Annotated in this window: 14 protein-coding genes; 1 reads left to right on the top strand and 13 read right to left on the bottom strand. The window is 60.1% G+C overall.

The annotated features are described in order from the left end of the window. Positions 1–150: 150 nt before the first annotated feature. The 4 genes from NLN62_RS25050 to NLN62_RS25035 form a co-directional block, all read right to left on the bottom strand. Entirely contained in the window at positions 151–4,128 is a 3,978-nt protein-coding gene (locus NLN62_RS25050) for a hypothetical protein (protein WP_254110592.1), read from the bottom strand. A gap of 201 nt (positions 4,129–4,329) precedes the next feature. Continuing rightward, positions 4,330–4,665 (bottom strand): hypothetical protein, encoded by a 336-nt coding sequence (locus NLN62_RS25045; RefSeq protein ID WP_254110591.1) that lies wholly within the window; start codon positions 4,663–4,665, stop codon positions 4,330–4,332. Further along, a complete protein-coding gene (locus tag NLN62_RS25040; protein ID WP_254110590.1) occupies positions 4,662–6,128 on the bottom strand; it encodes a CHAT domain-containing protein in 1,467 nt (488 codons plus the stop codon). Before NLN62_RS25040 ends, NLN62_RS25045 begins: the two co-directional genes overlap by 4 nt. A gap of 34 nt (positions 6,129–6,162) precedes the next feature. Beyond that, positions 6,163–9,486, bottom strand: a complete 3,324-nt coding sequence (locus tag NLN62_RS25035) for a tetratricopeptide repeat protein (RefSeq protein WP_254110589.1) — start codon at positions 9,484–9,486, stop codon at positions 6,163–6,165. An 875-nt stretch (positions 9,487–10,361) separates the two neighbouring features. On the opposite strand from NLN62_RS25035, the gene NLN62_RS25030 reads away from it, so the two are divergent. Next, positions 10,362–10,667, top strand: a complete 306-nt coding sequence (locus tag NLN62_RS25030; protein ID WP_254110588.1) for a hypothetical protein — start codon at positions 10,362–10,364, stop codon at positions 10,665–10,667. Between the two features lie 522 nt (positions 10,668–11,189). Here the strand turns inward: NLN62_RS25030 and NLN62_RS25025 are convergent. From NLN62_RS25025 to NLN62_RS24985, 9 genes are all read right to left on the bottom strand, one after another. Next, positions 11,190–13,604 carry a hypothetical protein gene (locus NLN62_RS25025; RefSeq protein ID WP_254110587.1) on the bottom strand — a complete coding sequence of 805 codons (2,415 nt, stop codon included), beginning with the start codon at positions 13,602–13,604 and terminating at the stop codon, positions 11,190–11,192. Between the two features lie 41 nt (positions 13,605–13,645). Further along, positions 13,646–15,523 (bottom strand): GMC family oxidoreductase, encoded by a 1,878-nt coding sequence (locus NLN62_RS25020; protein WP_254113668.1) that lies wholly within the window; start codon positions 15,521–15,523, stop codon positions 13,646–13,648. A gap of 11 nt (positions 15,524–15,534) precedes the next feature. Continuing rightward, positions 15,535–18,339, bottom strand: coding sequence for a cytochrome c (locus NLN62_RS25015; RefSeq protein ID WP_254110586.1), 2,805 nt, complete (start codon positions 18,337–18,339; stop codon positions 15,535–15,537). Between the two features lie 25 nt (positions 18,340–18,364). Next, the gene (locus tag NLN62_RS25010) at positions 18,365–19,903 is read right to left on the bottom strand and encodes a cytochrome c (RefSeq protein WP_254110585.1); all 1,539 of its coding nucleotides are present in this window, start codon (positions 19,901–19,903) and stop codon (positions 18,365–18,367) included. Then, positions 19,900–20,340: a hypothetical protein gene (locus NLN62_RS25005; RefSeq protein WP_254110584.1), complete on the bottom strand. Its 441-nt coding sequence runs from the start codon at positions 20,338–20,340 to the stop codon at positions 19,900–19,902. Before NLN62_RS25005 ends, NLN62_RS25010 begins: the two co-directional genes overlap by 4 nt. Further along, positions 20,337–21,911 (bottom strand): c-type cytochrome, encoded by a 1,575-nt coding sequence (locus tag NLN62_RS25000; RefSeq protein WP_254110583.1) that lies wholly within the window; start codon positions 21,909–21,911, stop codon positions 20,337–20,339. The genes NLN62_RS25005 and NLN62_RS25000 overlap by 4 nt, the downstream gene beginning before the upstream one ends. 25 nt (positions 21,912–21,936) lie before the next feature. Beyond that, a complete protein-coding gene (locus tag NLN62_RS24995) occupies positions 21,937–23,334 on the bottom strand; it encodes an NADH:flavin oxidoreductase (RefSeq protein WP_254110582.1) in 1,398 nt (465 codons plus the stop codon). A gap of 552 nt (positions 23,335–23,886) precedes the next feature. Continuing rightward, positions 23,887–25,293, bottom strand: a complete 1,407-nt coding sequence (locus NLN62_RS24990; protein ID WP_254110581.1) for an Rpn family recombination-promoting nuclease/putative transposase — start codon at positions 25,291–25,293, stop codon at positions 23,887–23,889. Then, complete coding sequence (locus tag NLN62_RS24985; RefSeq protein WP_254110580.1) at positions 25,290–26,648, bottom strand: CHAT domain-containing protein; 1,359 nt, start codon at positions 26,646–26,648, stop codon at positions 25,290–25,292. Before NLN62_RS24985 ends, NLN62_RS24990 begins: the two co-directional genes overlap by 4 nt. Between the last annotated feature and the right edge of the window lie 22 nt (positions 26,649–26,670).

Raw genomic sequence — 26,670 nt, 5'->3', positions numbered from 1 at the left:
GACGCCGACTTTCGCTAAGCTGTTGGATATTGCCGACCTCTACAAGCGGCCGGTCAGTCTCTTCTACCTCAAGACGCCACCCAAAGGTTAGCAGCCGATCCCTGCTGCATGAGTTGAGCCTGCCCGGAGACACGTGAAGAGCCCTCTCTGTCACTGTGACCGAGAGAGATCAAGGACGACGACGTCGACGAAATCGCGCAACTCGACTGGCATGCTTTCGCGTATTGCCTGGCGCAACATGTCTGGTGTTGATATTGCCGCCTCCCGTCGGCCGGCGATCGTCTCACCCGCGCCAAACCAAAGCACAAGGTAGATGCCTTGCATGGCCGCGTCGGGATGAACGCTGTAGCGCTCGTGGAGCTGCGCTGACGCCGCGCTGAATAGCTCGGTGTGCCACTGCCCCTTCACCTCGATCACCAGGAGCCGCCGTTGGCCCTCGATCATGGCCGCGGCTGTGATGTCGCACCGATTGGCATTCGCCATATGGTGCTCGATGATCACCGACAAATTGCGGCTGGCCAGTCTACTGTGAAGATGCTCGACGATGCGGTTCCGCGAGTCGTTCTCATTGAGCCGTACCCCATTTTGATAAAACACGTCGAGCGGGTTGGTCTCCGCGTTTTGTAACCAGATCTGATAAGCTTCCAACTCCTCCAGGAGGAACGCGCGCAAATCCTCGACTGTTGCAATCCGGTTTTTGTCGAGCATGTTCACGACCACCTCCGGTGAAGGCGGACTAAAATCCCGGAACGCCAGCTTACGGAGCGCCGCCGCTTTCAAGCTTCTCGCGTCTGTGTGGAAATCGGCGAGACGCGCGTTTGACAAGATTCTGTCGAGGACTGCGACCGCCCGACCAGGCTCGTCACGGTTGATCGAGAAAATGACGTCTCGAAGAAAGCGATAAGCCGTTTCCGGACGCGGAGAACCGGTGCCCCACGAGCTGGGCAGGAAGACCTTCGGCCACACCTCCACATAGATGTCCAGGATCCTGTATACTTTCTCCGCTGATAGCGTCGGCCAAGCGGCACTTTCCCCACTGTTGAGACGACCTGCGCGATGCTCGATGGCAAAAATCGTATCGCCACTGCCCTTAAGATATTCCCAGACCGCCAAGGGTGGATCGCTCAAGAAAAAGAGCGCTCTCAGCAGCCAGAACTCACGGTCTTCGGGCCGGCCGCCGGCAATTTCATCGCAGCGAGCTAGGATCAGCTTGATGAGCTCGTCGCGGTCGGCCTGCTCGGCGCACATATCAAAAAGGCTGTCCCGGGCCGGCCGCGGCATGTTCGGATAGCGCTCGAGCCATTCAAGCGCCAAAGTCCTTTGAAGTGGCTTGAACGCTGTCTTGTACCGAAGCCAACCAACGTTCGTTCCGAGATCCGTCTGCGCAGTCAGGCTCGGCTCTATGAATTCGCGAGCAAATGCCTCGGCATCAGCGAGCGATTGCAGGGTTTGCCTGTCGATTTCGGCTTCAAAGGCCGCTGCCTCCTCGTTGGAAACCCCGGAATAGCCGCCAATGTCGGTCTTCACCGCCCGTAAAATCTTCCGGTCCATTCCGTCCAGATTTCCCTGCCTACGGTAGATCACCATGCAGGCAGCATGAAGAACCCGAACGATGTCCGGCCGGTCGTTTCCAGCCCTTGCCGAGAGGGTCGGCACGTAGGCGTCAAGCAGCGGAAAGCAATTGGTCAACGCCCGCTCGGCCATCTGCGGATCGTCCGGCACCTCCTCACGATCGTCCGGTTTGAGCAGATAATACTCCGCCAGCTCGCAAAGCGCGTTAAAGTACAGACCAGCTTCGATCTGCGCTTTGTTGTCGCGATAGAACTGCCGCCGAGCGTTCTTCTGCGCTTCTTGCCGACGCTGCCAACGGCTCCGACGACGTAGTCTCAGTCGGCGCTCCTTTCGCAGGTTCTCGCGGTTCCCTCGCTCGAGCTTCGACCACACTGCCAGCAGCGGCGGACCACTTCGCGCTTGCCGCTTCAGAATGGCACGGTGCGCGTCCGGACCTTTCTGCTGCGCGAAAAAATTATGTGCAAGATAAAACCCTTGCCAAAGCACGGCATTGCCGGTTGAAACGGCGTGCTCGCTCAGCGCGAGGAAGTCCATGAGCTTTATGCCAAGTCCCGCGTGGCTGAACCCGCTCGTCAGCCCGATGCGGGTTTCCCAAACCTGGTCAAGGTCAGCGCACTCGGAAAACGCCAAGCGATGAATGCTCTGACGTAGCTCGTCGTCTTTCATCAGCGCCTGGATGGCGGTGCTTTCCGGCGGCCGACGGTTGCCAGAAAAGATCAAATGCCGCGTCCATGCCCATATCCGTGCTGGATCGTGCGGACCGGCCTCGATCTCGAAATAACGATCTAGAAGCCAACCGATCGTCTTACTCGGTCCGGGCCGGCACTCGCATTCGTATGGTTGCGACTTCCCGCAAGTGCAGCGCAAATTCCGGGTCAGTTCGTTCAGCAGCGAAACGACCGACCTGGAATCCAGGGAAGCGACGACCTGCTTGGTCAGATATGGCAGATTGAGATTGTCGTCTCGGTCTCTGCTACGCGGAACTCGACCGCGGTTCTCTCTCTTCCCGACGTGCTCCAGAAGGTCTCGGACCGCATCGACGCCGATTGCATCTGATCCGAGCTTGACAGCGATCTCCAGAACAATTCGCAGCGAGCCGGAATCGCCTTTGGCCAGCAGCGCGTTGATGGTTGCAGGACGCGTCGCCTTGTTCAGGCCGGAAAGTACCTGCTGAGCGCGGAGCCGGGTGTAAACGTCAACGTCGCTGTCAAGTACGAGGGCTTCCAGCTGCTCAGTCACAGAGGAAGCAACCTCCGAGTCCTGCAGGAGCTCGAGAATCAGATTGCGCAGTTCTGGATTGACGTTTCTGTCGGTGAGGACCTCCTGCACTTCAGAAACCATGGCACGGTCGAAGAATCCGGCTGCACTGAAGCGCCGCCAGCCATCGCTGCGTCGGAAATACGGGTCGAACTCAGAGAGCTTCTTCAACTCAGTCAGCAACAAGCGCTTGGAGGACGCGGCAAGCTGCGACGGATCTCCGTTTGACAGAACCGCATACGGGTCGGTCCGGATGCAAGTTTCCTGAATGGCGAGGTTGCCAAGCGCGGCCGTCCAGCCTAGGAGCCCCCGAAGCTCGTCGCGAACCACAGAATTTGGAGCAATGATTGACAGTAGACGCCTTACCGAGAGCTGCGCTGCCGGATCGCCTGCTCGCGTTGCAAGATGCCTGGCCGCGCAATACTCGGCGACGATGCGATGCACTGGTTCATGACGATCGGGCTCGGTTGCGGGCTTGAACAGGCGAGTGTTGGGAACGAAGCTCAATGCTGGAGTAGGTTCGCTCAAGGAATGAAGGTACGGGAAATCGATGTCGCCTTCATCGGCGATCGCGATCCCGCTCCCACCGCTCAGCAACAGCTTCGAGAAAATATCGCTGGCCGCCGAGACGATCGCCTTCGTCGAGGGACGATCCCGTTGCCAAGGCGAGGTATTGAGCTCAGAGGCCAGCCTCTCGATCGCATCGACGAAGATCTGGCTTTTGGAGGTAAAGCGTCGGCCTCCTTGCACATAGGCGTCTGCAAAGAGCCTCAGGAACTGCGGATTTCCTAGCAGGGGGCCCAGTTCAAACCGCGCCGCCTCACTTTCAAACTGAGAAAATTCTTCACCAGGACGATAGGTTTGGAACAGCAACCGCTGCTCCTCGCTCGAAAATGGCTTCAGGCGCACGATGGCGGGGCTCTGTCCGAAGCAGTCTTGGACGAGCTTCGTTCTTGCCCTGTCCCATTCGCTCGAGCGCGAGGAGAATACGACAGTGGTTGCTTGCGTCTGTCTTGCCTTCTCGATGATGAGATCAAAGGCGGCAATGTCAACTCGGGCGACCTCGTCAACCGCGTCCACGACCACCGCGGCTACCGGCGTCTGAACCTGCCGGTGGCGAAAAAGGCTCGCCCGGCACGATTGAACACCTAACCTCTCTGCAAGGCTCTGGAGGAGCTCTGTCTTTCCCGCCCCAGGTTCGGCGAGAACGACAACGACCCGATGCTGGGCGAGTAGATCAACCTCGGAAATGACCGTGTCTTCGAGATAAAGATTGCGGGGTATGTAGTCCGGCGTCATTCAGCGACCACGCAATTGCGTTAAGCGAAACGCCGACCAGCGAGCACCGTCGGTGACCAAGTTGCTCGTGCCTTGAACGGACCGACGGAAGCTCGGCTGCTGACGGCTGGCCGCCTCCTCAATCGGCCCCGCGGCGAATCTCCCTCGAATCCTGCATTCTCCTTTCATCGAGTCCTTGCGCAAGGCATAGTGCCGGCGGCGCTAGAACAGTGCGATGAAATCTATTGGAGACCAAGCAGTCTGTTCGGACGGCGGACCCAAAGAAGCTCCTGGGCCGACTACTCGCGCCAGCGAGGCTGCCGCTCCGATAATCGAAGGAAAACTGCATCCGACCAACAGGGCTTTCCAGGCGCTTGCCGCAGGCTTGTAGGGGTAGATGGCTGCGATGAGTCCGCCCAGGAGCCCGTATAACGTTATAACGACGATCCATTCCCATCTGAACAGAAACGCAAGATTCGGAAGATCGTTGAACATCTTTATGATCGAGGGCGCAAAACTTCCGACGATTCCGAAAATTCCCAATTGAAGCTTCTTCATTTGACCATCCAATGATGTCCTGGATCTCCGATATAGACAAAGGCCGACCAAACGGCTGGATGTCCATAGCGCTTCGCAACTTCTAGCCGCGCCGATCTCACAGCCTCGCCCGAGGCTGCTTGGCCATGAATAGCGCTGTCCAGCGATTTAAGAACAACTTGATGCGCCGGCCCAGTTTGCACCTTCCACTCGGTCACCACCAAGGATCGCGCTCCCGCCGATAGAAACGCATCCGCCAATCCGGAAAAACCCGCTCGAGCCGGCGTACCGTCAGCTGCAGCAGTGCTGCAGGCTGATAGAAATACGATTTCCGCATCAAGGCTAAGCTTCGCTATTTCTGATGCGACGAGGGGGTCGAAACCTAGGGGGGATTTCTCTCTGGACGTAAAAACCAAAAACGGCTCTCCCACGAGCGGGTAGGATTCGGCTGTTTCCCCATGCGTTGCAAAAATCAGCACCTTTGAATTTTCAATGTCTTGCCTGGATGTTATTGCTTCCGTCGTAGCATTTCGTCCCGCATGGAGGTCGACCGCCGCCCCGCCCAGCACGGAGACGGCGTCCGCGGCCAGACGTGAGGTCTCGGGAACCGGAACCAGCTGAGCGTCTCCAAGCCAGTGATTTAGACCCAGCGACAAGCGCGTCCTGCGAAACCAATCACTCAGATCTCCCGCCACTGCAGCAAGGCGATTGTCGTACCGGGGATCGCCGGGGAGGATCGGATCGGCCATCGCCCAGACCGGTCTTACGGCTTTTGACGGAGGGAAATTCGACCGCAGATCAACGAGCGCGGCCAAATTGGGAAGATAGCCGATCTCCTTGCCCAGTCCCGGCCAACTTTTCGCGTTCGTCGCGACGTCCTCAGGCCGATCCGAAATGTCAGGATCGATAGGGATCGCCTCGATCGGTACGTTACGCAAAATGTCATGAGAAAATACGATCCACCTTCTTTTCGATCGAGCTTCGGGCTCAAAGAGGCCTGTCGTGTAAGGACGCATAGCAAGCAATGCGGCAACGGGTATCGATTGCGGCGCTTGAGAGGAGGTCGCAGGCTCAAGCGCTAGCCGCAAGGCCCGAATCCGTTCGACAAGCTCGACATCCGTAATCGGAGCGTATCTCAGGACCGCAGCCTCCTTCGTGATGACGACTGCGTAGACGGCGTAGCGCGTCGGCATCAGCGAAACAGCGACCTCGTCCTGCTCTAGGACGCTTTGTACTTTCTTGACCAACTCGGATCCGCCTAACGAATTCAGATCGTTTTGAAACGACGAGGTCAAGCCTTGCTCTGCAACTGTCAGTCTCGCTTGGGCAGATCGGCTCGCCTCCCACACAGTTTGCAGGTTTTCCGCAGCCCCAGACGCGAGAGCGCTGTTCAGGCGGCGCACGCTTTTGTCAAAATCTGATTTTGCGCTGACCCATACCTTGATCGCGTTCTGTTGACGCCCGGTCTCGGCTCGACGCTTCAATCGCGCGACCTCAAAATCTCGGGCGAATGGTTCGTCATCGTCGACAGTTAAAATGGAAATTGCAGCTCGCGCCCGCTCCGATTCCGACAATTGCGGTGAATTTTGGACGCAACAGCGTGCCCAAATAGGCCGTCGCAAACATAGCTCGATCGTCCCGGTCCAAGGCGCTCAACCTCGGGAACCGACCCTTGGCTGCGTCAAACGAAGCAGCTTCTTCCAGCATGGAGAGATTCCCATCATCATGCTGTGTCACCCATCGGGTGAACGCTAACCGGGCTGCGGCGCGAACGGTTAGAGATGTTGCCGGTCCGGTCGATCCGAGCCCGGCCTTCAGAGCTGCGTCGTACACCGGCTCGGTAAAGCTCCACGGCTTTTGTGCGGCCCAATAAGCGTCTCCGAGCCGCATAAGCGCACGGCCGGCAATAGCGGACCTCGTCATTGGGCCGAATACGTCCGCGATACCCTGCGGCATCGTCACGGGCGTCGGTATCGGATCTGGTTTGTCTCTCTGGCCGGCATCGGCTTTCGCCTTGTTCAGCACGTAAGCTCCAGCAACGGCTCCAATCCACTGTTTACCTGATCTATGCGCCAGATCGCTGATGGCAACATAGACGTCGATATTGCCATTGGACTCCTCGTCAGGCTCATTCAGCAAGTCGAAAGCCGCGAGCCGCTGGAAATAGGCGTAAGAACGAGCGAAGTCTTCAGCTGAGAGATAAAATGTTGCCAGCTGTACCGTAGCCTTTTCCACAAGATCGTGCGGGAAGCCCTTCATAGCAGCGAGAATGGTCGAGCGCTTGGAATCAGTAAATGCGCGCAAATCAAAGGGAGTCGAGGACGCGCCCTGCGCTCCTTTTGGGAGGTGAATCGCTCTGGCAAGTCCTTCCTTTGCTGCTGCGATGGCGCGCGTTAAGTCGCCCCGGAACCAATATAGATTGCCGAGAGCTAATAGTTGTTCAACCGTGTCGGCTTCCGGGACGACGTCGACTGATTGAAAAAAATGCAACGCGGTCTCTCGCAGCGCTGTCGCCTCCTCTGTGCGACCGAGCGCTTCGAGTGGGATGGCCAGCATGGCTCGCATGCGCATTGTTTCGGTGGCAGACCCGCCCGCGCGAGTAAGAGCCAGTTCGTACTCAGCGCTCCGGAGTCGGAGCGACTTCTCCCATTCCCCCTTGATTTCAGCACCAAACGCGAGAATCGAAGCGTTCGTTTCAAGGGAGGAAGCGTAAAGCCCGTCGGCGACGGAATCATAGCGCGAATACAACCACCCGATCGGCTTGCCATCGGAGGTTACCGACGGTACCGGCCTGGGTAACCGCTCCCGAAGGACTTCAGTCGGCTGATTCTGCGAGGTCTCAGGCCAGCCTATTGTCACATGCGCTCTGAGGTCTTCGGGCGAGAATTCGAAATAGAGGTTACTTGCCTCAGGCACGGAAGCGTTCGCGACCACAACGCCCTCCACGATGATCTCGAACGAAGTGCCTCCTCGAACGACGGCATTCAGCCTCGAAAACGCGGGAATCTCGATCTCCACGGGCTCCGAGAGCCGTGAGGTGCTGTCTACGTAGGGCGCCATCCCCTTGTAGCCAGACGTTCTGAGCTCGTGAAGAACGCCAACGTCCCTCACCGTGATCGCGTTCTCTGGCCCTTCTGTTGCTCGGAATTTGATCCCGGTTCCTCCAACGACGGGACGCCCGGCGGCACCGTCTGCACTTTCGTAGACGTCATCGAACCTGCCTACCGGGACGTTAAGAGTTCGAGAGACATTCCCATTTTCGAAGATCACTCCCAATGGTTGCGTGCCATCGACTGCTCCCGTACGAGTGACTTGCATTAGCTCGTGGGGGCGATCGATATATACGCGATCTCCGGCGACCAGGAGCGCGCCGAATTTTTGGGTACCATCTAGACTACGTACTGAGAGCCTAACGATCCGAGAGGCCTCAAAATAGGGAGCCTCCGCAGGAAGTCCTCTCCTGAACACTCGACGGTAGGGGTTTTCGGCATCAGGCTCACCTAGCTTGAGCCTGTCCCGTAGCTTTTCGATGCTCTTTAGTTCATCTGCCCAGATCTTGCCGGTGTACGGAAGCGAGCCGACAATCTTGTTAGTCTCCGTAGTCTCCGTGCCAATGCGATCCTTCGCTAAGATAGAGCGAAGAAAATTGCGCTTGGACGCGAAATCGTAGTATCCTCCAGCTTCGCTCGATTTTAGGTTCGCGACGCCCATCTCACACAAGATGCCGAGTCGTTCCGCTGCTGCCCCGTCTGCCCGGTCCATCGCGGCTTTGAGAAGGCCGATGCCCTCGTTCGGGTCGAACTGCCCGGCTCGTCCGAACGCTAGGACCGTCCCGAGCTGAACGACTGCAGGCAAGTACCCTTGAAGGGCAGACGAGCGAAGCAAGGAAATCCCAACTTCATTGTCGAGGTGCGTTTGAATTTGCTTGTTGATCTCGTCGATACGAGCCTGAAGAGCGTTCTGCTTCTCTGCAGCACTCCTTTGCTCCCTCTCAGGACCTAGCGAGAGATCAGTATATTCCCTCGTCAACCGCTTTGCTTCTTCCGTGAGCGGCAACGATCTGGAAAGTGGTATCCGCCAGCCCCTTAGCCAGGCAAAAGCGAGCAGATATTGAGCTTCTCGAGCTCCCGCCTTGGCCAGAGGGTCTAAAAGCTCTACGGCGCGCGCTTGATTCTGCTCGAGACCCCAGCCGAACAAATGAACTCTCGCAAGCTCAACGGTCGCGCCTCGATCTCCTCCGGACGCAGCGCTCTCAAGTTTAGATAGACCAGACGATTTTTCATCGCCATCAGCCGCCGAATAATAAAGAGCGGCGCCGACCCTTCCAAGAACGGTCGGTGAGCCATGCGACGTCGCTCGCTGGAGAAGCTCAAGAGCTTCCGTGCGATTTTCCTTGGTGCGCGCGCTTTTCAAGACAGCGACTGCGAGTCCCTCCTCCGCCCGAGGATCTTGGCGGTCGACGAAAGGACGATATAGAGCCTGGGCCTCGCGTGTGTCGCCCTCGACCGCTCCGGCCTGCTGGGTGAGAATGTCAGCAAGGAGAATTGCAGCATCCGCCGACGAAGGCGCTAATGGCCTCAGATGGTGAATGGCACCATCGAGATCACCGCGGCTCACGAGAAACGTAGCCTCGGCGAACAGTGCATCAGGCGTTTCAATCAGCCCGCAGGCCTCCATCAGACCTTCAATAGCCGTTGGGGCCACTGACTCGGAAACGAGCCGAACGCTATCGGAAGGTCGGGTCGGCCAAGGCTTGCAATCTGCCGCAGCCGCGGGGCCGGCACACAGGAAAAAGTTGATGGCTAACGCCAGTCCGAAGGCTAACACGCCCGTCTTGCGCATTTTCGCTCAACCCATTCATCGAAGGCCCGAAAGGCGATCCAACCCATTTGTTCGCGTCAATTCGAGATCGGCGGATTGAAACAACGCCTGGGCTGCCAGAGGGGATAGCCTGTGCGACAAGATCTGAAAGACACGTGCTTGTAGCTGGCATGCTCTGTCCGGTTAGTAGCTAATGAAGAACGACGACAAGTGAAATGACACACACGCTGAGATGCATAAGATTAGCTCCCGCAACCGATTCTATCAACCGGGCACGATAAGCCTCCGGACCTTGTTCTAGCAATAACCGGATGTCGTTCGATGCGCTCGCGCGGGCATTCGCGCTCAAATTATGCGTTCGGGTCGCGTTCCACGAACCATTTCGGCGCTTCAACTACGGTATGCGATAATGTAGGGGTGAAATACAGCATGCCATCAGCAACACGAGCATCTGAAATTCGAATTGAGCCAGAGGAGCTGGCTGAGACCGTGGAGGCCGTCCGATGATTGAGGTCGGCAGGTCCGTTGGTTCATGTCCGCCTCTGCCGCCTAGCACCGAGACGAGCGGCCAGGAGTGTTGGATTCGGCCGCAGGCCTATGATCATTCTCCGCAAAATCAGAAGCCATGAACTCGCGTATAGTGTCCCGCTGGCCCGGCCACGTACACCTCGCGACGGCGAGAGCCGCGCCTCCTCATCGACGCACCGACCCGCACGAGAGACGAAATGCCTTTGGACTATACGGGATGCCTCGACCATTGAAGCGGTCAATGTATGGAGCAAGGGACCGACAACGGGGACGCCACCGGGCATACCCGGCCGCAGGACCCGAAGGCCAATCCGTCTCCGCCGCGCAGCCCCCCGCCGGATGATAATGGACCACCCTCAGATTGGCCGATGTGTCTCTACAACATCGGCGAGTCGACGGTCAGTCGCAGCCTTTCCGACAAACCCGTCGGCTATTCACCACCGATCGGACCGTCGGCCAAGGTGCAGATTGTCTATAATCAACGCGAAGACAGCCAGCCAGCCGTTTTCAGCTTCTTCAATGTCAGCCCGAAATGGACGTTGAACTGGCTCAGCTACGTCACGGACGATCCGGGCAATGCCGGCGCCTCAGTGTCCGCTACATCGCCGGCGGCGGTGCGTATTTTTACTCCGGCTAGCGCCGCTCAGGTTGGCGCTCTGGACCCACTGGTTTGACAGGTTCGCATGATACAAATCGAATGGGCGACGTAGAGGCCCGAAATAACCAAACATTGCGCCTCCGCGCAATAATCGCGGCGCTAACGCTCAGCAAGGCCTTTGATCGCCAGGAAACCTTGCCGAGCGGGAGTATTGCATGGCTAGCGATAACCCCCACTGCAAAGTTATCACCCTGTCCCACGCCTTCGCCTTAAATCGAGCGCACGACATCCTTCTCAGATGGCAACTGATAAGCTTTGCCGAATTTTCTTGTCAGTCCGCCGACTGACTCCGTTTCGTATGAAGCCTTATCAGTCGACCGACTGTCTCCAATTCTGCCATTTCCTTATCGGCGGCCCCATTCAACTCCACTCAGCACCAAACTTATCGGCCCAACAGGCGTTCAAGACGTATGCGAAGCGCGCTCCCGCTTTGGCACTGAAACCTAGAGCCCCCTCAGTGCGCTCCAATCCCATCCGCTTATGCAGATCCGGTATACCGGCAAGGGCTCTGATCTCGTGCTCGGCAAGACTGCATGCTTTACTTTCCGAACGATGCATCCGACATCACGCAGCTCGACGACCGCAGTTCGTGCCAAATGGCATTCAGGCGGGGCAGATTCTGGTTCTGCTCGGCGCCGCGGGCCGGGCCCGAACCCTTGCCTTGCTCGGTCTGGCGATGGATCCGGCGCTGCACGAGGGGCGATTCCCACCAGCTCATAGACAGCGGCTTGTCGCCGTCTGGCGAGATGCGCAACTGGACCACGAGCCGCTTGCAGCCGGGAATGGCGGCATGCAGCGCGGTGCGCAACTCGTCGACGGCCTGGACGCCATGGGCGGTTCGTGCGTTGACGACGGTCGTGATCGGCGCAGTGACTTCCGTGAGCACTTCCGCCGCCGCGGCAGGCGGGCGCGGCGGCACTTCTAGGTCGCTGGAGACATCATCGGCCGGGTCAAGCTGGTCCGACGGATCATTGGAGATCACGATCACGAGGGGCTTGAGGTCCGGAGCGATGGCGTGAACGGCCAGGACCAATTCCCTCGCGGTGAGCGTCCCGTAATTCTCGAAATAACCGCCGTCCAGGATGCGATCGACCAGCTTGTTGTTCTGATCGCGAATCCCTCCCGGCGGAGATATCATCGGGAAGCGCGCCGAGTTGAGCGCAGCCGTGCTCAATCGAACATCGTTATCCGTAGCTCCGCTCCCCGTGCGACCAGGCTTTGTTTCCATGCGCAGAAGCTCGAAGAAATTATCGGCTTCGACAAACAGCGGACAGTCCTTGGCTTCGGCGGCCGTCGGACAGTTTCCCGGCGGCGCATAGGTCATCGCGAGCGGCGTCGTCAGGATGCGATGCCCGACGACTTCGGAGGTGCCGTTGAGCACCAACAGCGGAATCCAGTGTCCCGATCGCGGCCGCAACGACAAGAACGGACAATCCAGACCCCTGCTCTGACAATCCGACATCTTGGCAGTCGCATCCACCGCGGGCTTGACGACGTCGTGAAAGCGGTTTCGCCAGCTGTCTTCCAGAACGGCGGCCCGGTCGCGGAAGGCGAAGGGGAACATGTCGTTGAAGGCAAGACCCAGGAAACCCGCGGTCAGAAAATCGCCGCTCGTCAGCGCCTCGAAGCAATCGCGCCAATTGTTGACCTTGACGCCCCACCATTGATCGACCGCGGTGTTTACGCAAGGAGGCCTGTTGTGCGTCAACGAGGCGGCATCAACTGCTGCCGTGACCATCACGGCCCCCATCGCTCCGCCCGATACGCCTGAAATCGCAAACAGGAGCCTGCGGACGTCGCCGGAGCTCAAGCCCTCAACGCCGTAGTGCTTGGCCTCGTCGGTATCGAGGAAATAGCCCATCATGCTGGCCATCATGAAACCCGCGCGGCTCGCGCCGCTGGCGGCTGCGACGATGATGGGGCGCGGACAGTTCGCGGCGGACTTGCCGGGCGTGCTGGGATTGCATCCATTCTCCGTCATCCAGAGCTGAACCGCATCCTCGATCTTCATTAGAGAGGCATTTTCAGCGGTCACACGGCGTACCGCATGGTTGTCGCCGAACGCGACGGCGAGCACGGTGGCGACGAGAACCAGCCCTGCGATCAAGGGGGCGCGAACCTGCCGCCCCACGCCGGACAGGTAGGACAGAAACGGCAACCATCCGCCCAGGATGAACGGAATCGACATCGACCGCGGAAACAAGTCGGCGACGCAATCCGCGCCCGCCAGGAACACCGCAGCAAACATGACGAACACGACTGCCAGGATCAGCCGGCCGACGTCACGACTTTCTTCATCGGGCGAATTGCGCACGCGCCCCGGCGAGACCCACTGCCAGAAAGTCCCGAGTTTGGCGTTGAGGTGGCCAAGCCAGCCAGTCAGCCTGAAATTGCGCGGCCTGCAGATCACCCAGTACAGATAACAGCCAGCGCCGACCGCGACCAGGATCGCGAGCGCGATCAACGCATGCTCGACCCGCCGCACGACATCCCGTTCGTCCAGGGTCGGCAGGTTGCGGCCGGAGCGCCAGATCGCCAGCTCAAAGGCCGCGAATGTCAGCAATCCCAGAATGCGGGGCAGCCAGATCGACACGCAGGAAAAGCACGGAGGATGTTCGGCCGAGCGCGTGGCAGGATCGCCGTTGATCAGCATGCGGGCCGCATAATGCGTCGGCAGCGCCCAAAGCAGTGTCAGGACAAACACGAGCCAAATCATGTGCAGCCATGTCCAGCCTGACCACGGGTCGAGAAATTCCGTGAACAGGTCCTGGGCTTGCGGGGCGGCGCCGAGAAGTAGCCAGCCCAGCGCCGTCGTTGCCGTCGGCACGCGCAGAATCCAGAGCAGGAGGGCAACGCCAAGGATGCATTGCCACCAGCGCGGCACCGACCGCGGACCACATGATTCCACCGTGGCGCTTCGAGCTACCTTCGCCGTCCCCCCGCTGTCGGTCATCGCACGATCCTCTTTTAAGGCCTCGCCCCTCTTTCACTAACTCATCTGTCGTCTGCACCTCGCTGATCGGCGAGTAGCACATCGGCTGCCTTTTCGGCGATCATGTAGACGGCGGTGACGATGAAATAGCCGGGAATGCGCGGGAAGATCGATGCGTCGACGATCCTCAGATTCTCGATGCCGTGAACGCGGAATTTGCTGTCGACCACGCCCCCTTGATCTTCCGGCTTCATCGCGCAGGTCCCGCAAGCGTGATGACCCCAGGCGTTATCAGCGACGTGTTGCCTCAATTGCTCGTCGGTATAGAGATGGCGGCCGGGCACTTCTTCTTCCGCCACCAGATGGCCGAGGGCATCGAACACCTTGCGTCCGACCTTGATTCCCGTGACAACCGCATCGAGGTCCGTGCCTGACGGCGCGTTGCCTTCCGCGAAATAATGGAAATTGATCAGCGGCCGATCCAGTGGATCGGCGGATCTCAGCTGCACGGTGCCGCCGCTGTTGTGTGTGTAGGCCTTCAGCACCGTCCAGGTCAGATAATCACGTTTCTTGATGCGGTCCGAATAGCCGGGGTAGTAGCCGCGAAAATCGGCGAGCAGGCAGAAGCAGAACAGGTCGGGACGCGGCTGGTCGGTCCTCGAGCGAAACATCGCCGAGAACAGCAGGCCATTGCTGGTGTAGGCCCCCTTCCCCCACCGCTTCCACTGACGGAACAATCGGTCGGTCGTCGTGTAGGTTGCTCCCTTCAGGGCCTTCCAGGGGTGCTTGACCCGATTGACGACACTGACCTCATAGCGATCCTGCAAGTTGCGGCCGACGCCGGGCAGGCTCTTCACCAGGGGGATTCGATGTTCAGCCAGTTCGTCGGGATCGCCGACGCCCGACAGCATCAGCAGTTGCGGGGTGTTGAAGGTCCCGCCCGAGAGAACGACCTCGCATGTCGCGCCGACGAACCTTTCCGCGCCGGCATCGCCGTGAGGCTGGGCCGCCGCACGATAGAGCCGGCGGCCCTCGCGATAGGAAACCCCGGATGCCCGCCGGGTGACGGGATCGATCTCGACGCGCGTGACCAGGGCATTCGGCCGGATGGTCAGGTTGTCGCGATGGCGCCGCTCAACATCCAGCAGATATTCGCGCGGACCGCTGCGGGTGTGCCGCGCCGTGGACATCGGTGTCATGCAAACAGTCGAGACCTCGGCATCCAGGAGCCGCTCGTCATTGGGATCTCCTGAACTGCGCGTCAGCCATCCCCAGCCTTCGACCGCGTCCGGCATCAGGCTGGCGGCGGCGAGCAGCCCTTTCCACATCGTGCGCCGAAGGCGCCAGTCCAGCACCGCGCGCAGCGGCAGCGAGCGCTCTGTCGAAAGCCAGCCGCGCCAGCCATGGCCGGTCGGATTCCAGTCGAACAACCGGTCGAACCATTTGAGGAAGAACCATTCGTAGCGGCAACGCTCGATCCGGCGAAAATAACGCTGCATCCGCGATGCCCGCCACGAGGCGTCGCCCGTCACCTGCCAGATGTGATTCCAGTCGGCATTGTTCGGGCGCACGATGATCATGGCGTTGTGGCCGGTGCATCCGCCGAGTCCGCTGGCGCGCGGATAGAGGATGCCGTCGACGGTTGCATCGTCCCACTTGTCGCGATAGCGGCAATCTTTCAGCTGCTGCGCCGTATCGGCATAGTGGCGTACCCAGAAATTCCACCGCAGCTCCGGGTTTTCGGAAGCAAAGGGATGAAAGGCAGGAACGAGGTAGTCCGCGTCCACCGACCGTTCCCCCGGCGGCGTCGCGACCTTGACGGGATCGTCGCCGGCATCGAGCAAAAGAACACGTCGCCCTGCCTCTGCGAGCCGCGCGGCAAGGACACCCCCGCCGGCGCCTGCACCGACCACGACATATTCAAAGCTTTCCTGTGCCATCACGGCCGACCTCAGAAGTATTTGAGGTAGGCTATGAGATTTTCCTTCTCCTCCTTCGACAGGTCGGCTCCGAAATAATGGCCACGGTTCACGACATAGTCCGGGCACTTGCTCAGCCCGACCAGCGTGTCGATGAGCCCGGTATCGCGCACGGCAGCTTCCGAGTTCGCCTGCGTCTGCGGGTCGCTGAGCTCCTCGGGCGAGCACTTGCCGCCCATTTGCTTGAAGGCGCCGGCCAGCGTCGGCAGGGCTTTCGCCAGCTTCCAATAGTGGGCCACTCCTGGCGGCTCGTCGTTATCGGGAAGCAGCTTGGTGTTGGTCAGCGTGTTGATCGGAAAATCCTTCGGCAAAGGCCCGAGCGCAAGTCCGCCTTGCTTATCGACGGCCCAGGGCGCGAGCCAATGCAGCGGAGTGGACAATCGCCGTTCCCATGACGGCATGTAGCCGGATGCAACCATCAGACAGGCCGGCGCGGTGGTCCGGTAGATGTAGCCCGGCACTGGAATCTGCGTATGCGCATCCATGCGCCGCGTCGACGGGTTCAGCATCTGCCGGATGGATTTGTCGAAAACCTTCATCCGGTTGGCGACGCAGGGAAGGTAGGGATCGTCTTCGTTCCCGGCCGGACAGCTATAGCTATTCGCCTTGGCGTAACCATCGCTGGCGGCGCCGTAGGATGCGCTGCTCGAATATCCGCTCTTGGAATAGCTCGCTTCGTCCTCATGTCCGACGGAGTTGTTCGACAGGAAGGGCGCGGTCGACCAAAGACCGATTAGCGACGCCGGACGCGAATAGCCACGGCCATTGCCGAGCGGTTGCAGCGGCATCGATGCGCCGGACACCGGATGCTGGACCGTGAGCTCCTTCACCGGCGGCAGGGTCTTGTAGGATGACGAGGTGAAATTGTCCCAGATGTCGCCGGCGAGACCGTTGGTCGCAAGCGGGGTGCAGGCGTTGGTCTGCAACAAGTCTACAGGCACGCGCCGCTCGGACGACAGATAATTGCCGGGCAGAAACGCATCCTTGCCCGACGCGTCCCGCTCGGTGACCAGCTTGTACATCTCTTTCTTGAACGGCTCCGATTGCGCCCACTCCCAATAGCGGTCCCAGCACAGGCGATAGTTCGGACCGCTGCCGCCGGCCGCGCAGATGCCGTCGTCGATGCCGGAATTGGCAGGCGGGTTCGGCGCCTTGCTTGAATGACAGGCCGCGCAGTTCTCGGCGAAGACCTTTTGGCCGCTTTTGACCGTGTCGGAATCGAAGGGGGCGAGAAGCTTCGCGCCCTCCGGAATGTCCTTCAGGAGATCCGGGCGGGCCGTGACGAGAAAGAACACCGCCATGTCCGCGGTGCGGTCTTCCGTCGCCTGCCAATAGACCGATTGCTTCTGCGCGTCGCTAATCTTGATCGGCGTGATCTTGCGGCCTCCGATGAAGGGCCGGAAATGCAGCAGCCACTCTTCGCTGAACAGGCCGATATTGAGATAGACCCGATTGAGTGCGCCGAGCGTGCCGACGGAGTCGGCCCCGTCCTTCAGCACCCGCATGGAATAGGAGGAGCCGCTGGCGGGACTCCAGAATTGGGGAAGCGCGTTGGTCTGCGGATAATCCTGGAACTGTTTGTTGTCTAGCTCACCGCCCTTCAGCTGCTCCGCGCCATGCTCCAGGCTCAATTTCAGGCGCGGCAGGACGTTGTAGATTGTGTTCATGGTCCTCGGATTGTTGAGATAGTCCGTGGAGACCAGGGAGGTATCGAGGCTTCCGGGCGGGTTGGTGTGAAAGAGCTGATAGAGGAAGTTGCCTTCATTCGGCGCGGGCACGTTTCCCTTGCGGGGCATCGTGTTCCAGAAGAAGATTCGATTGACCCAGTAATATTGGGCGCCCGGATTGGAGGCGAGGTTTTCCCATTTTGGATTTTCCGGATCGGCCGGAGGTTTCACGGCGCTGGGGCCGACGTGACAGAACGCGCAGGACATGCCGACCCGGTAGGGACGGACCAGCGTGGCATCGTTGTAATAGGACGGATCGTTGTAATAGCGCTCGACATCCCACTTCTTGCGTGCCTCTTCGTCGAACTTCGGATTTGGAAACAGCCGCAAACCGACGACGCCGGTCGGCTCGCCATAATAGGAGCCGACGGGCAAGCCCTCGGTCTTGCCGCGGGCGCCGAAAGGCACGCCGGGATATTTGTTGGGATCGGCGAACGGATCAGGTGCGCAACTGGGATCGCGCTGGTCGAGCCACAAGCCGAAATGGGCCTTGTCGCCCTCCTTGGCTTCGGTGAAACAGGGTTCATTGACGAGTCCAAGCCAGGACCAGCGGTTATGCCGGCCATAGGCCATGCCGCCTTTGCCGTCTTTTCCCTGGTGGGACGAGATCGTTTTCAACAGATCGAACGCGCCGGCGGTATGGCTCGCGGCATAGTCCCAGAACCGGTCGTTTCCACCCGTCCAGATCAGCCAGGCATTCTGGCCGCGGCTTGCGCTGTCGCGGATTTGTTGTTCGGACAGCTTCGTCAATGCAGCGATTTCCTTCACTTCGTCGCGAAACGGCGCGCCGGCGGCTGGTTTGACCAGGAGCCCTTTATCCATCTGGGAGAAATAAGCGCAATCGCCGGGATCGCGATCGCAATCCTCGGCCCGCAGGGATTGCCGGCTCAGCCCGGCTTTCTTCGCTTCGTCGGGATTGGTGCCGAATTCCGAACTCCGCGGTTCGACGATCTCGCGGAACAGGACCACGCCGCCGATGACAAGCAGCACCGAAAGCACCGCCAGCGAGATGGCCGTCCATTTGAAAATCCGTACCGCCGTACGCTTCATGGCAAGTTCTCGTTGATTGACGTGATCACAGCGTCTTCAGGAAGGCCACCAGCGCGTCTTTCTGGTCGACGGTCAGTTCGGTGCCGTAGAGGTGGCCGACATTCGCGTTGCCGGGCAGCGAGGTGTCATACAGCAAGCCCAAACGCTCGGCCGCACCGCCCTTGCTGACGAACCCGCCATTGTCCTTGTCGACCAGATCGTAGCCGCGATAGAAAGTTGGAGGCCGATTGCCTGGCGGCGCAAGCAGATCGCGCAGCGTCGGCACCGAACCGTTGTGCAGGTAGGGACCGCGCAACCACAATCCGCTCAGCTCGTTGGCGACATATCCGTTGGTCTTGTGGAAGGCCTTGAAGCCCCAGTCGTAGCCGCCCTCTCGGTAGTTCGCGTAGCGATCCTTCGCAGCCTCGGTCCACATGTCGATGCGGTGACGGTCGGTGCCGAGCTCGGTGGCGGGAATGACGGTGCGATAGCGCGCTTGTCCCGGCTCATGGCAGATCGCGCAATGCTCGCTGTAGAGTTTCTTGCCGTCCTCTATTTGTTTCGGATCGAGATGATAGGGATCTTTATCCTGATCGTTCAGTCGTGCCGAGAACGGAGAAGGTGGCGGTGGCTGCAGACGGACAAAATTGATGACGGCGTCCAGATCCGCCTTGGCGACGGTAAATCCCTGATAGTCCATGCCGTCGCCGATTGCGCCTGCGACCGCGGTTTCCCGCAAATTCGTGCTGAGGCCGTCCCAATGCAGCGAATAGGCGCGGCTCGGATCGGTCACGGTGTCGAAGTGCCAGAGCGGCATGATGTCGGAATTGCCGATGGTGCAATCGTCGGGCAGCTTAAGATTGAAGAACTTCACGGGATTGAACGGGTCGATCCGGCCCGGCCCCCAATCCGGCCGCAGCGTATCCCTAGGATGATCATCCTTTCCGGAGCCGTTGAGCGCGCAATCAAGCCGCGCATCCATCCAGGCAAAACGGGTGGCCTGCTGCTCGAACCCTTTGCGGACCGCCGGGATCAGCACATAGCGGTACAATATGCGTTCGGCGAACGGCATGTCGTAGATCGCCGTGATCGCCGCCATGACCCTGTCGGCACTGAAGCGTTCCTTGTTGCGGCCGATCGCGCTCAGGAAGCGGATGAAGCCCTGGATGTTCACCCGCGTGCCGGCGCCGGCCGCAACGAAGACGGCCGGATCGCTTTCATGCAGGCGATAGCTGCCCTGATGACAAAACGCGCAGTTGGGAGCGACCCGCGGAATGACGCCGAGCGTCTTCTTGGAGAAGCCCACTGGCAGCTCCTCGCCCGGCTGCCAGAACACACCGATCGAGCCGTAGCCATCCTGGTTGCTCGGCAGATATTCCGGGAACAGCGTCGGCAGCACTCTCCAGATCCAATAGGGAAGCCCTTGCGAGCTTTCATTGCCGATCGAGCCGTGGTTGAAGACCTGCAGCGGATCGTTGGTAGCGGGTTGCGGGACCGGGCGCAGCAGCACGAACCAGGCGAGCGGAATGCCTACCGCGATCAGCGCGAGGACGATCGCCAGCGATCTGGAAGCAATCCTGATCATTGGACCAGCTCCGACTCGCGGCCCTGACGCTCGAGCTTGCCGATCCGTATCAGGCAATACAGCGTGGTCGAGCCGATCAGCGCATCAACAAATGAAATCGACAGGAAGCCCGGGGGCTGGCCGAACAGCACCACGGCGAGGAAGAAGAACGTGGCTCCGAACGTGCGTGAAGGAAAGACCGCGATGTAGGCATTGGCGCGATACCGCGCGAAGTCGATCGCGGCCGGCACATAGAACACCGAGATGATCATCAGAAGTCCGGCGGAAGCGCGGGACCAGATCAACTGGTCGAGCGGAATGCCGAACAGGCTCAGGAACCATCGCGGCACAAAGAACATCGGGATGATGAACAACACATTCAGGAAAATGCCGAACCACACGAGAATCGTGTGACGCAGGATCCAGGCGCTCACCGTATTCTCGACGGAGGTTTTCATAGCGTTTTCATGTACTCGACCAGGGCTTCCTTTTCGGCGCCGGACAGTTCGGTGCCGTAGTCGTGCCCGCTGTTCGAATTTCCGGGAACACTCGTGTCGTAGACGAAGACATCTTCCCGGGCCGCCCCATAGCCGTCGGAGCGGTAGCCGACTTTGACCGGGTCGAAGATGTCGCTTCCCCGCTGCCACGTTGCCGGGCGCTTGGAGGCCGGCTCGAGCAAGTCCCGCAATGTCGGCACCGAACCGTTGTGGAGATAGGGCGAGCGTGCCCAGATGCCATCGAGCGGCTGATTGGCGTAGCCGGCCGTCTTGCTGAAATGGCTGAAGCGCCACGGGTAGCCGGCATATAGCGTGTTCTGCGCGGCCGAGAAATTCTGCGTGTAGGATTGCCAGCGGTCCGGATCGGTCCCGATCTTCTCTAGCTTCTCGATCTGACCCAGCCGCGGATAACGATTGGTGTCGTAATTGTAGTCCGAAGCGCCGATCTCCTTCATGCCATGACAGCCGGCGCAATAATTGGCGAAGAGATCCCGGCCCTGCTTGACGGCGTTGCTTGCCGGATCGAGCGGAAATTTCGCCGTTGGATAGGGCGGCGGCCGCTTGTCCCAGATGTAGTCGCGCACGCGCTTGATCGCGGCGGTGTCGACCGTGACCGGCGTTACGCCCGCCCCCAATGCCGCGCTGAGATTGCGCTCATCGACCGATGTGTTGTTGCCGTCCCAGTGCAGATGCATGCCGTCGCGCGGATGCTGGGCCCAGATGGACGGAAAGTCCGACGCGCCGTTCAGCTCCGTGAGCGAGATATGGGCCGCATCCATCGGGAAATTGAACTGGATCGCCTTGTAGGGATTGAAGGTATCGACCCGGCCTGGACCCCAATCGTAATAGGATTGAAACTTTGCCCGGCCGCCGCCGCCGTCGTCGCCCTGCCGGCCGAGGAACGTGAATTCCTGGGCGAGGTGGGCGAGCCCGGCCTGCACGCGCGGGAATACGATGTAACGGTAAATCAGCCGCTCGAAGACATTCTGGTGCCCGCCGACCTCGGGGCTGTTGATCGCGGTAATCAGATTATCCGCGTTGAACTTCGGGTCTGCGCCGGCCTTGAGGAAGAACTTGATCAGGCCGTAAAGACGCAGATTGTTCGACGGCGCGCCGTAAATGAGATCGGGCTTGTCCGCGACGTCCTTGCGCAGGGTCCCGACATGGCAAACGGCGCAGTTGAGCCAGACCCGTTCGACGCCCATGACGGTCCGCGTCGACATGCCAATCGGCAAGTCGGATCGCTCGTTCTCGTAGAGCAGCCCGAAGCGCCGATAGCCGGACGGGCCGAGCTCGTCGCGGTACATGACCGCGAGCGCCTTGAAAACCAGCACAGGAATCCCGTTGTCGGCCTCGCTGCCGATCGAGCCGTACTTAAAATGCTCCTCCGGCTGCGCATAATGGGCGACGTACTGCTTGACGAAGACGAAATAATAGACCGCAGCCACCAGCAGCAGGAGAATGGCCAGGAAGCGAATCCAGCGGCTTCGCGACAGAACGCGTTCGACCGGTGTAGGCGGCTCATAGTCCATCGAAATCACCCCCTGTCTGCGATCATCAACGGAAAAGCGGCGGCTGAAACACGGACATGACCTCCTCGATCATGTTGTCCCACTTCTCGTCGAACGTATCGCCGGGGTAGCGTGAGACCTCGTAACAGCCGAGAGGATTGGCGAGATCGTTAAGCAGGCATTTGTTGCAGTACGTGCACTCTTTTCCTTTGATCGGACCGTTGGCCTCACGCAGGATCTTCGGCAGATCATTGTTGGCGATCAGCGGCCGGGCCATGCTGACGCCGTCGCAGGCGTGGCTTCTGATGACCTTCGCGATCTCGTTAGCGTGCTGGAAGCCGCCGGTGCAGATGAATCTGATACTCGGGTCGATCTGCGTGATCGCGTCGCGAAGGTATTTGCTGTAGCTGGCGTTGATGCCTTCGATGACGCTGCCCCGCCGCAGACGCCACAACCAGTTGAACAGCGGACCGCCGACCGGATTGTTGAAAATGGCAAAATTGAAGCGCGCGCGAACGCCCGAATTGAGCATGCCGCCATACCAGCGCCTGAGATTCTGCACGGAAATGTCGCCCGGCGGATTGCGCGGATGGGGAAAGGTCGAGCCGCTCGAGATGTGGAATGCATCCACGCCCTTGCCGTCGTCGAGCAACAGCTTGCAGATGGTCAGCGTGTCTTCGAGCGTGTTGCCCTTCTTCTTCCAGGGATACAGCCAGCCATTGTGATCGACGCCGTTGATTTTCATCTGAAGATGAAAATCGGGCCCGACTTCCTTGCGGATGGCGCGTACGATCTCCAGGACGAAGCGCGCTCTGTTTTCGACCGAGCCACCATAATCATCGGTCCGATCGTTGATCCCCGAACTCAGGAATTGCGTGATCAAATATCCGTTGGCGCCATGCAGCTCGACGCCGTCCAGTCCCGCTTCCTTGGCGCGTCGCGCTCCTTGCGCGAATTGCTCGACCGTCTGACGGATTTCGCCGGCCGTCATGGCCTGCGCCAATATTCCGTGGAAGTAATCCTTCTGGCTCGTCGAGCTCAGCGCTTTCCTGTACAGATTCTCGACGCCGCCCATGTCCTGCTGGCGGCCGGAATGGCTGAGCTGCATGATGAAATGGCAGCCGTACGCATGGACGCGCTTGCCGACCTCGCTCCAGAACGGGATCTTGTCGTCGTGATCGATCATCGCGTAGCGGATCAGGATTCGCCCGCGCACCGCGACCGGTGTGTAGGACGAAATGATGCAGCCGATGCCGCCTTTGGCGAATTTTTCTTCCCAATTCAAACGGGTATGGCCGCCATAGCCATTGTACTCGTCGAACATCCCCGAGAGATTGGAGCGGAAAAGGCGGTTCTTGACTTCCAGATGACGAAATTTCAGCGACGCAAAAATTTCCTTGACGTTGTCTTCGTGCAGGAATGCGCCGTCCTTCACCTGCGTCATATCCTGATCCCCTCGGGCGATATGCGCTGGTCGAAAAAAATGATTGCCTTACGGCATTCGCGCAGTTTGTCCTTAATGAAAAATTCTGCCGAGGCTTGTGATACAGACCACAAACCGATGAAAATCATGAAGACAGGCTGGCGGAGAAATTGAGCACTCAATGGAGTCCCCCGAAAACCAAAGACGGTCTCATTTACTGAAATTAGACGACGCAAAACCGCAGTTTGCACTGCCTGCCTGAAATACCATTTCTACTTAAGCGTGTCCATCTCCTCAATTGTAGGATGATGAGCGCTCTCGTCGATAGGTAGCAAAGCCACATTCTGCGTTCTCGTTTTCGCTTTTCGTAGCCACATATGCGAGCGTGAAGATTTCGGAATAGGAATTAGGACAGTCGAAAACTTTCGATAGGGCCGGCCCGGAGAGGCTGGCCAGGCGTTGGCGGAGTTTCGTAGAAACGATGAACGCGGAGGACATTTGCAATAAGCGATCCGATTGGGATTCTTGATTAGTCTCGAACGCGCGCCGGCCGGCCGGCGCGCGGCGCCGCTCTCAGTGCAGCAGCGGCATGGCCACGGTCGGATCGCCGAGTATCACGGTGGTCTGGCGATCCATCGCTGCAAGCTTGCGATAGAGGGCCCAGTCCCGCATCCCGGCAACATTGTCGTTGATCTGCTTCACGGCCATCTGCCATCCGCCGTAGAAGGCGCCGGCTTCCTTGAAGACGTCCTTGAGCGCGTAGCCGATCGGTGTGCGCCTGTCCTGCTGATAGAGATTCTTGTAGAGCGCGGCCCTGAGCACATGCGTGACGACCTGCTTGTTGTTGGGGTCGCGCAACGTCCAGTCGAAGGTCGGCTCGACATGGCCGACGAAAGCCCCTAGCGGGCGCGGCGCACCTAGCAGCGCCTTCGGCAGCGGCGCCACCGTCGCCCCGGCGGCGCGCGCGACGCCGTTGAGCATCCGCCCGATCTCCCCATCCGCAGGCAGCAGGTCCTTGTAGCGGGACTCGCTGTCCGTCCCGGCGGAACAGCAGGCGTGCGCATACCAGATCGCGCCCGACGGATGCCAGTCGACGAATTTCGCCGGGCCGAGCGGTGTCTGCTCGACGTCGACGAGAAAGCCGAGCTGCGACCGCAGCGCGGCTTCGTTGTCGAGCGGAGCGGTCATTCCATGGCTGGTCGTCACCACAAGCGAAGGTGTTCGTTCCTGCAGCGCCGCGCTGAGCGCCGCCCCGGTGGCCTCGCGTGCGTTTAAGCGAACCCGCCCCTTCAGGTCCTTATCGGCCAGGAATTCCTGCCAGAGCTTGCCGGCGATCGCCTCGGCCATCAGCCAGGTGATGTCGGACAGACCGTAGTCGACGCTCCACACCACTGGCGCCCGCGGCTCGGAGGTCTGACCGGCCCAATCGCTGATTAGCGCATTGACGTAGCGGCGCAGGCCTTCGTCAGGAAGGTCGAGCCGGCCGACGAAGGTCGACATGTTGAGAGCGTATTGCACCGCCCAGGGAATTTGCCGCGGAGATTCGACGATCAGCAGATATTGCGGGATCCTGCCCTTGCCGATCCCCGAATTGGGTGCCTGCACCGAAAGGTCCTGCGGCGGCATGTCCGGATAGTACCGCCGCAAATACCCCTGCTGCAGCTCGGAGCGATAGCGCAGGACCGGCGCGCCTTTGCGCACCTTGAGCAGGTCACGGATCGGAGCCGGCGCGTCGTCGCCCCTCGCGTTCTCGGCGGCGCTGATTTGATCATTGTCGGGAAGAACGACACCCCAGCCGACGTCCGGGTGCGTCCAGTCGCGCTGGTCGGCCGGAGCGGAAGGCGCGAGCCATTGCAATTGCGCGGCCGCCTTTTCGATCTGCGCCCATGGCGTGCGCGAGGGCAGCGCGTCCTGCACCGCCTTTGACCCGTCCCAGGCGTTGATCTGCAATGCCCCTTGCCGCTCGATTCGATCGGTCATGCCGCGCCTATCACTCCAAAAGCGTTGGGCCGGAATTCCGCAGGCACCTTGGGGTTCTTGTCGAGCAGACCCAAAATATCCTCGCGCATCTGGGCCGGTGTCGACGGCGGCAGCACGCACAGCATGCCGGCGACCGTGTCGATGCGCCTCTTCATCTCCGGATCGATCGTGACCGTGGCCGGCACGAGCTTGACGACCAGCGGCGCGCCGCGCTCGTAGAGTAACGGCAACGTCCAGCGGCCGAAGGCATCGGGTGGCGCGACCAGGTACTTGTTGTGCACGCGAAGCCGCGCCTCAATGACCGCTGAGGCGCAGTCGAGCATAACGAGCGAATTCGGGGCGGCGCCGACGAGCGCGGCCCGCATCACCGCAAACAGTTTCTCATAGAACGCCGCGGAAAAGGTGGAGGCGTCCGTGTCGGAGATGGGCTCGGCCATGCCGATGGTGACCGGGGAACCACGCTTGGTGAGAATGCGGGCCATCGAATGCAGCCGCTCCACCACCTTGCCGCCCGAACAGCAGTTCAGCACGGTCAGCCATGTCGTCTTGGTCAGCATCAGGATCTGGTTGAGGCGCTCCAGCGACACCACGACCGATCCCGACTTCGCGGCGATGTCGGTGTCGTTGATGTTCGCGAACTCCAGGTTCTGGATCCCGACGGTGACGACACCGTGGCAGAAGAAATGCAGGATCTCGACTGGTTTCTCCACCAAGAGCCGGTCCATCGCCTGGACGTCGCCCGGGATCGGCGCCACCTTGATCCCGGCGGGCCATCCGGCGGCCGGCGGCCCCAAGAGATCCTGGTCGCCGAGATAGATCGTGCACTCGACGTTGAGGCCAGCGGCGCGGGCCGCCGCGACCTGGGTGGAAATGCTGGCGAACTCGTTCGCCGCGAAGATTCCGGCTGGCGACAGGAACGCCGCCATCCGGATGAGGCCGGAGAACGTCCGCACGTCCGGCGGATTGTCATTCATCGAGGCAAGCCGGCTCACCGCGCATTGATGGGCGAGAAACTGGCGGGGCGGTGACTCGCACAGAGTCTCCCAGCGATATTGCTCGCCCGCCGGAAGGCTGATGAAGAACTTCAGCAGCGCATCCGCCGGCGCCCCGAAAATCTGGGTCAGCTCGGCCTTGATGGCGGGATGACTGGCGAGCTCGGAGCGAATCTTCGTGCCGTAGGCCTCGACATTGGCGACCGTATCCAGAGGCGGCAGCTTGGCCGGATCGAGCGTGAGCGGCTGAAACGTCAATGCGTCCGGATATTCGAAATCCAGGTTGTCGACGCGGCAGCGGAACAGGCGCGCGGCGAGACCGCCACCGGCCCATTCCGTGATTTCGACAAGCGCGTCGCGCATCACCATCTCCTGCCTGCGAGCG

It is taken from the genome of Bradyrhizobium sp. CCGUVB23 (assembly GCF_024199885.1).
Lineage (GTDB): Bacteria > Pseudomonadota > Alphaproteobacteria > Rhizobiales > Xanthobacteraceae > Bradyrhizobium.
Note: the sequence above shows the minus strand (reverse complement) of the source record. Positions and strands in the feature narration are given on the sequence as shown.

What these genes read in the sequence shown, in the direction of transcription:
- NLN62_RS25050 (WP_254110592.1), bottom strand. Translation starts at nt 4,128, where the DNA reads ATGACGCCGGACTACATACCCCGCAATCTTTATCTCGAAGACACGGTC.
- NLN62_RS25045 (WP_254110591.1), bottom strand. Translation starts at nt 4,665, where the DNA reads ATGAAGAAGCTTCAATTGGGAATTTTCGGAATCGTCGGAAGTTTTGCG.
- NLN62_RS25035 (WP_254110589.1), bottom strand. Translation starts at nt 9,486, where the DNA reads ATGCGCAAGACGGGCGTGTTAGCCTTCGGACTGGCGTTAGCCATCAAC.
- NLN62_RS25030 (WP_254110588.1), top strand. Translation starts at nt 10,362, where the DNA reads ATGTGTCTCTACAACATCGGCGAGTCGACGGTCAGTCGCAGCCTTTCC.
- NLN62_RS25025 (WP_254110587.1), bottom strand. Translation starts at nt 13,604, where the DNA reads ATGACCGACAGCGGGGGGACGGCGAAGGTAGCTCGAAGCGCCACGGTG.
- NLN62_RS25020 (WP_254113668.1), bottom strand. Translation starts at nt 15,523, where the DNA reads ATGGCACAGGAAAGCTTTGAATATGTCGTGGTCGGTGCAGGCGCCGGC.
- NLN62_RS25015 (WP_254110586.1), bottom strand. Translation starts at nt 18,339, where the DNA reads ATGAAGCGTACGGCGGTACGGATTTTCAAATGGACGGCCATCTCGCTG.
- NLN62_RS25010 (WP_254110585.1), bottom strand. Translation starts at nt 19,903, where the DNA reads ATGATCAGGATTGCTTCCAGATCGCTGGCGATCGTCCTCGCGCTGATC.
- NLN62_RS25005 (WP_254110584.1), bottom strand. Translation starts at nt 20,340, where the DNA reads ATGAAAACCTCCGTCGAGAATACGGTGAGCGCCTGGATCCTGCGTCAC.
- NLN62_RS25000 (WP_254110583.1), bottom strand. Translation starts at nt 21,911, where the DNA reads ATGGACTATGAGCCGCCTACACCGGTCGAACGCGTTCTGTCGCGAAGC.
- NLN62_RS24995 (WP_254110582.1), bottom strand. Translation starts at nt 23,334, where the DNA reads ATGACGCAGGTGAAGGACGGCGCATTCCTGCACGAAGACAACGTCAAG.
- NLN62_RS24990 (WP_254110581.1), bottom strand. Translation starts at nt 25,293, where the DNA reads ATGACCGATCGAATCGAGCGGCAAGGGGCATTGCAGATCAACGCCTGG.
- NLN62_RS24985 (WP_254110580.1), bottom strand. Translation starts at nt 26,648, where the DNA reads ATGCGCGACGCGCTTGTCGAAATCACGGAATGGGCCGGTGGCGGTCTC.